A 6,544-nucleotide genomic window follows, 5' to 3' on the forward strand; every position below is an offset into this window, starting at 1 on the left:
GACATCCCGCAACCATGAGCGCGTCAGGCGGAACCAAGGCCATCGTGGCGGCACTCGCCGCGAACCTCGCGATCGCGGTAGCCAAGTTCGTGGCGTTCCTCTTCAGCGGCTCCTCGTCGATGCTCGCGGAGAGCGTCCACTCGGTCGCCGACTCCGGCAACCAGGGCCTGCTGCTCCTCGGCGGCAAGAAGGCGCAGCGCGAGGCCACCCCGCAGCACCCGTTCGGCTACGGCCGCGAGCGCTACATCTACGCCTTCCTCGTCTCGATCGTCCTCTTCTCGGTCGGCGGCATGTTCGCGATCTACGAGGGCTACGAGAAGATCACCCACCCGCACGAGATCAAGGACTGGTACTGGCCCATCGGCGTGCTCGTCTTCGCGATCATCGCCGAGAGCTTCTCCTTCCGCACGGCCATCAAGGAGTCCAACCCGCTGCGCGCGGGGCGCTCCTGGAAGGAGTTCGTCCGGCACGCCAAGGCCCCCGAGCTGCCTGTCGTCCTCCTGGAGGACCTCGGTGCGCTGGTCGGTCTGATCCTGGCGCTGTTCGGCGTAGGCCTCGCCCTCCTCACCGGCAACGGGGTCTGGGACGGCATCGGCACGGTCTGCATCGGCGTCCTGCTCGTCCTGATCGCGCTCGTGCTCGCGGCCGAGACCAAGTCGCTGCTCCTCGGTGAGGCGGCCGGCGCCGAGGACGCCGAGAAGATCCAGGCGGCGGTCGTCGACGGCAGCACGGTGACCCGCATCATCCACATGCGCACGCTCCACATCGGCCCGGAGGAGCTGCTGGTCGCCGCCAAGGTGGCCGTCCGGCACGACAACACGGCCGCCCAGGTGGCGGACGCGATCAACGCCGCCGAGGATCGCATCCGCGCCGCCGTCCCGATCGCCCGCGTCATCTACCTGGAGCCGGACATCTACAGCGAGGCCGCGGCCGCGGCGGGCGCCGACCCGGCCAAGTCCCCGGGCGGCCCGGGACCGGTCGCCGGCCACTGAGGTTCCCTACGGGTTCGTAGATTCCCTACGGGTTCGTAGATTTCGTAGATGTGGAGGCCCCCGGACCGAGCTGATCGGTCCGGGGGCCTCTCTCTGCTACCGGCGCTGTGTACGTAAGGCCTACCGGATCTCCTGCACGAGCGCCGACACCGACGCCTCGTCCGGTGCGCTCTTCTCGTCCGGTGCGCTCTTCAGCTACTCACGGAAGTCCGCGTCCATCAGCTTCCGCGAGAGCAGCGCGTTCCGCGAGAGCAGCGCGAGGAGGTGCCGGCGTCGAGCCGTACCTTCAGGATCTGCCCTTCAGGTCTGCGCGGGGAGACAGTCGGAAAGCACTTCGGCGTCCCCGGTCCCAGCAGTGGGCAGTGGCAGCGGCGGGGGCAGGGGCGTCCGGCAAGCCGCGGACCGCGGCTCACCGGCTGCGTCCTCGGAGCATGGCGCAACAGGCCAACGCCACGTCCAAAGTGCGGAAAGCCCTCGTCCGGCGGGTCTCCGGGCCCTTTCCCGCCGCGGTGGGGCCTTGGGCGGGCTGTGGGCGCCGACGCCGATCGGTGTAGATTCGTGACCAGAGCCAGACGTCGCTGCTGATGGCGGTCGGGCGGTCCGCGACTGTGGACCGGCCGAGGGAGAGAGGGCCTCCGACGGACTGCGCTGCGGACGCCTGCGGGCGTCCGGGCATTTGGTGTGCCCGTATCGCCGCAGTGGCCGCAGAGCCATCCAGCCTTACCCATCCCTCGACCCACTTGAGGAGCAGCTCGCAATGACGACTGTCGCCGCCGGTCAGGACTTCAAGGTCGCCGACCTTTCCCTCGCCGACTTCGGCCGCAAGGAGATCACCCTCGCCGAGCACGAGATGCCCGGCCTGATGGCGATCCGCCAGGAGTACGCCGCTTCGCAGCCGCTCGCCGGCGCCCGCATCACGGGCTCCCTGCACATGACCGTGCAGACCGCCGTGCTGATCGAGACCCTGGTCGCCCTGGGCGCCGAGGTCCGCTGGGCGTCCTGCAACATCTTCTCCACCCAGGACCACGCCGCCGCCGCTGTTGCCGTCGGCCCGAAGGGCACCGCGGACAACCCCCAGGGCGTCCCCGTCTTCGCCTGGAAGGGCGAGACCCTCGAGGAGTACTGGTGGTGCACGGAGCAGGCTCTGACCTGGCCGAACTCGCCCACCGGCGGCCCGAACATGATCCTGGACGACGGTGGTGACGCCACCCTCCTGGTCCACAAGGGTGTCGAGTTCGAGAAGGCCGGCGAGGCCCCGGACCCGTCCACCGCGGACAGCGAGGAGTACGGCCACATCCTCCGCCTGCTGAACCGCACCCTCTCCGAGAACCCGCAGAAGTGGACCCGCCTGGCGTCCGAGATCCGCGGCGTGACCGAGGAGACCACGACCGGTGTGCACCGTCTGTACGAGATGCAGCGCGACGGCACCCTCCTCTTCCCGGCGATCAACGTCAACGACGCGGTCACCAAGTCCAAGTTCGACAACAAGTACGGCTGCCGCCACTCCCTCGTCGACGGCATCAACCGCGCCACCGACGTCCTGATCGGCGGCAAGGTCGCGGTCATCTGCGGCTACGGCGACGTCGGCAAGGGCTGCGCGGAGTCCCTGCGCGGCCAGGGCGCCCGCGTGATCATCACCGAGATCGACCCGATCTGCGCGCTCCAGGCGGCGATGGACGGCTACCAGGTCACGACCCTCGACGAGGTCATCGAGACGGCCGACCTGTTCATCACCACGACGGGCAACAAGGACATCATCATGGCCTCGGACATGGCCAAGATGAAGCACCAGGCGATCGTCGGCAACATCGGCCACTTCGACAACGAGATCGACATGGCCGGCCTGGCCAAGGTCCCGGGCATCGTCAAGGACGAGGTCAAGCCGCAGGTCCACACGTGGACCTTCCCGGACGGCAAGGTGATCATCGTGCTGTCCGAGGGCCGCCTGCTGAACCTGGGCAACGCGACCGGCCACCCGTCCTTCGTGATGTCCAACTCGTTCGCGGACCAGACCCTGGCCCAGATCGAGCTGTTCACGAAGCCGGAGGAGTACCCGACCGACGTCTACGTGCTGCCCAAGCACCTCGACGAGAAGGTCGCCCGCCTCCACCTCGACTCCCTCGGCGTGAAGCTCACGACGCTCCGCCCCGAGCAGGCCGCCTACATCGGCGTCGAGGTCGAGGGCCCGTACAAGCCCGACCACTACCGGTACTGACCGACGCACCCACCGCAGGCCCCTCGCCGCCCCCGGGGTAATGGGGGGCCTGCGCCCGGTCCGGAGGCGTCGCTACCCGGCCTCAATGCATCGCAAGGACCCTGCCCCATGCCTCGCGGCCGCTATTCGCTCCATGATCCGCACGATCACACCCCCCTAGGTGACGAGCACTTCCACTGCGCTCCCGGCCCTTCCGGCTGGCGCTACGTCTCCCAGCTGACCACCCCCTCCGGCGACCATGCAGGCTCCGTCGATCTGGCCCTCGACGAGCTGGGCCGCCCCATCCGTCTCGAACTGCACGCGGCGAGCTGGCAGGTCCGAGGCGCCGCCCTCGACGGCGTCACCTGGGTCCGCACCGACCCCACGGGCACTCATGCCACGGAAGGAAATGTCCAGGCCCACGCCTTCACCGGCACGTCCCCCGCTTTCCTCGTCGCGACGTCCCGGCTGCTCCGGCTCACCCCCGGAGCCCCCGCGACCCGCGTCCGACTCGTCGCTTTCACGGACCCGGTCCTCGCCCCCCGCACGGTCGACCAGTCCTGGGCCCTGGTGAAGAGTGAAGCGCACGCCACTGACAACGGCCCTCTGACCGTGGACGAATACCAGGTCAGCGCGCTGGACACGGGCGAGCAGCACACGGTCCACATCGCCGGCGACGTGGTCCTCTCGGCCCCCGGCATCGAACTCGAAGAGCTCGAGAGCCCACCTTCGGTGCTTCCCTGACCCCGATCCGCGTGCCCCGATTCGCGCCGGTCCTCAGTCGGGCGGGGCGAAGCCCGTCGCAGGCGGCGCCGCTTCCCCGTCCGTCTGCCGATCCGCAACCGCACCCGCATCCGTACCTGTGCCCGCTGATGCGGCATCCGCCGCCGGCGAGGACGGCACCCGGTACGGCGTTGCCGCAGCCGGATGCGGCGCCCCGGGCGCCACTGTCTCCGGATATGGGGACGGGTACGCAGCCGGGGACGTGGAGGCCGGCCCGTCCGGCATCGAGGCCACCGCGCCCCCCGCAGCCCTTGCCCCCGCAGCCCCGGCCGCGGCGAACGCCCTCCGCGCCTCCCGCGCCTGCCGCTCGTTCACCACGGCCGCCAGATACGCCGCCGCCGGCACCCCCGCGGGCGCGGGCGTTCCCGTACGCGCCACCAGATCGTCGGCGAGCCGGCCCGCCAGGGACCAGCTCACCTCACCGTCGAGCTGGTTCATGCGCGTCAGGTACTGGCGTATCGCCAGCCACAGCTCGTCCGGCACCCCGGACAGATCCAGCTCCGCGAACCGCCCGACCAGCCACGGCGGAGGCGGAGGCACCGGTACCGCCCGCGCCGCCGGAACCCGTTCCCGTACGACCAGGGTCCCCGCGAAGACATCCCCGATGCGCCGCCCCCGCGCCGACACCAGCGAGGCGATACAGGCGATCACCCCGAACGTCATCAGGATCTCCACGACGCCCATCGCCCCGCGCACGAGTGCGTGCCGGAACCGGATCGGCCCCCCGTCGTCCCGCACCACCCTCAGCCCGCACGCCATCTTTCCCAGCGAGCGCCCGTGGCTGAGCGTCTCCACCGCTATCGGCGCCCCCACCAGCACCAGCACGAACGTCGCGATCGACACCGCCATCACCGCCGCCTCGTCCAGCGAGGCCGTCGCAATCGCGAGTCCGACGGATATCAGCAGGTACGCCGCCCACACCACGGCGAGATCGATGGCGAGCGCCAGCGCCCGACTGGGCAGCCTCGCCGGACGAAGCCCCAGTACGACGGCATCCCCGGTCACAACCCCGCTCACGCGCCCACCCTCTCTCCGGCCTTCATGACGGTTCTTCGACCCTCAGTCTTCGACCTTCACGACCCCTCCGAACGCCAGTCTGCCAAGCTGACCCGAAGCGCGCCGCAGCAGTACGAGCAGTTGTACGAATCGTCCGTACGAAACGAACCAGCCTTCCGTACGAACCCAGTGCCTGGAGCAGCAGCCGACCATGGATCTCGACGTCTTCGTGATGACCCACCGCGCGGAGTGGGACCGCCTGGACCACCTCCTGCGCCGCGGGCGCCACCTCACCGGCGCCGAGACCGACGAACTCGTCGCCCTCTACCAACGCACCGCCACCCATCTGTCACTCATCCAGTCCAGCGCCCCCGACCCCATGGTCACGGCCCGCCTCACCCAGCTCGTGGCCCGTGCCCGCTCCACCGTCACCGGAACCCGCCGCGCCTCCTGGAAAGATGCAGCCCGCTTCCTGACCGCCGGTTTCCCTGCCGCGATCTACCGCTCCCGACACTGGTGGATCCCCACCGCCGTTCTCTCCACCGTCCTCGCCGCGATCATCGGCTGGTGGATCGGCACCCACCCCGAGGTCCAGTCGGCCATCGCCGCTCCCGACGAACTGCGCCAGCTCACCCGTCCCGGCGGCGAGTACGAGACGTACTACTCGAGTCACCCCGCGGCATCCTTCGCCGCCCAGGTCTGGACGAACAACGCCCAGGCCGCCGCCATGTGCCTGGTCCTCGGCGCCTTCCTCTGTGTCCCGGTCCTCTGGATCCTCTTCCTCAACATGGCCAACCTCGGCGTCGGCATCGGCCTCATGTCCTCCGCCGGCCGCCTCGACACGTTCCTCGGCCTCGTCCTCCCGCACGGCCTGCTCGAACTCACCGCCGTCTTCGTCGCCGCCGGCACCGGCCTGCGCCTCGGCTGGACCCTCATCGACCCGGGTCCCCAGTCCCGCCGCGCGGCCCTCGCCCAACAGGGCCGCGCCGCCCTCGGCATGGCCATGGGCCTCGCCCTGGTCCTTTTCGTCTCCGGCCTGATCGAGGGCTTCGTGACCCCCTCCGGCCTCCCGACCTGGGCCCGCATCACCATCGGAATCGTCGCCGAGCTGGCGTTTCTGGCGTACGTGTACGTCCTCGGCGGCCGTGCGGCCCGCGCTGGAGACGTGGGCGACGTGGACGCCTTCGAACGGAGTGCCGAGCTCCCCACCGCCGCCTGATGTGCGAGCAGGGCCTGTGACCTGCTAGTCTCCTCTCCGCCCACGAAGACCGTTGACAGGGTCGACGGGGGGAGGTAGATTCAAACGGTTGCCTCGGACTGGACATGTCCGGGTGTCTCGACTAGAATCTCTCTTGCTCTCAACGGAAATGTGATTTCCGCAGAGCCACTCGATTCCTTATCCGGATCACGAAGCCGATTAGCTCGGCCGAATTGACTCTGATAAAGTCGGGATCGCCGAAAGGCAGTCGAAAGACAAAAGGCCTTCCAACGGCCACCGGAAACAGAATCCGAACCGGAAACGGAACGGAAAATGAATCTGGTAAGGTTGGAAACACCGAAGGGAAGCGCCCGGAGGAAA

6 protein-coding genes are annotated in these 6,544 nt (G+C 69.3%); 4 read left to right on the plus strand and 2 right to left on the minus strand.

Annotation, left to right across the window (positions count from 1 at the left end; translation table 11 throughout):
* Positions 1 to 14: 14 nt before the first annotated feature.
* From ACFV9O_RS14235 to ACFV9O_RS14245, 3 genes are all read left to right on the plus strand, one after another.
* Positions 15 to 992: a cation diffusion facilitator family transporter gene (locus tag ACFV9O_RS14235; protein WP_385416860.1), complete on the plus strand. Its 978-nt coding sequence runs from the start codon at positions 15 to 17 to the stop codon at positions 990 to 992.
* 757 nt (positions 993 to 1,749) lie between these two features.
* On the plus strand, positions 1,750 to 3,207 hold the full coding sequence (ahcY, locus tag ACFV9O_RS14240; RefSeq protein WP_385416863.1) for an adenosylhomocysteinase: 1,458 nt from the start codon (positions 1,750 to 1,752) through the stop codon (positions 3,205 to 3,207).
* Positions 3,208 to 3,315: 108 nt separating this feature from the next.
* Positions 3,316 to 3,930: a hypothetical protein gene (locus ACFV9O_RS14245; protein ID WP_385416866.1), complete on the plus strand. Its 615-nt coding sequence runs from the start codon at positions 3,316 to 3,318 to the stop codon at positions 3,928 to 3,930.
* A gap of 33 nt (positions 3,931 to 3,963) precedes the next feature.
* On the opposite strand, the gene ACFV9O_RS14250 is transcribed toward ACFV9O_RS14245, so the two are convergent.
* Positions 3,964 to 4,986 (minus strand): RDD family protein, encoded by a 1,023-nt coding sequence (locus tag ACFV9O_RS14250; RefSeq protein WP_385416869.1) that lies wholly within the window; start codon positions 4,984 to 4,986, stop codon positions 3,964 to 3,966.
* 190 nt (positions 4,987 to 5,176) lie between these two features.
* On the opposite strand from ACFV9O_RS14250, the gene ACFV9O_RS14255 reads away from it, so the two are divergent.
* Positions 5,177 to 6,184: a stage II sporulation protein M gene (locus tag ACFV9O_RS14255; protein WP_385416872.1), complete on the plus strand. Its 1,008-nt coding sequence runs from the start codon at positions 5,177 to 5,179 to the stop codon at positions 6,182 to 6,184.
* Positions 6,185 to 6,323: 139 nt separating this feature from the next.
* Here ACFV9O_RS14255 and ACFV9O_RS14260 read toward each other — a convergent pair.
* A partial coding sequence (locus ACFV9O_RS14260; RefSeq protein WP_385416875.1) for a hypothetical protein occupies positions 6,324 to 6,544 on the minus strand: 221 nt, incomplete at its 5' end.

Origin of the sequence: Streptomyces sp. NPDC059909 (assembly GCF_042730885.1) — a bacterium.
Classification (GTDB): domain Bacteria; phylum Actinomycetota; class Actinomycetes; order Streptomycetales; family Streptomycetaceae; genus Streptomyces.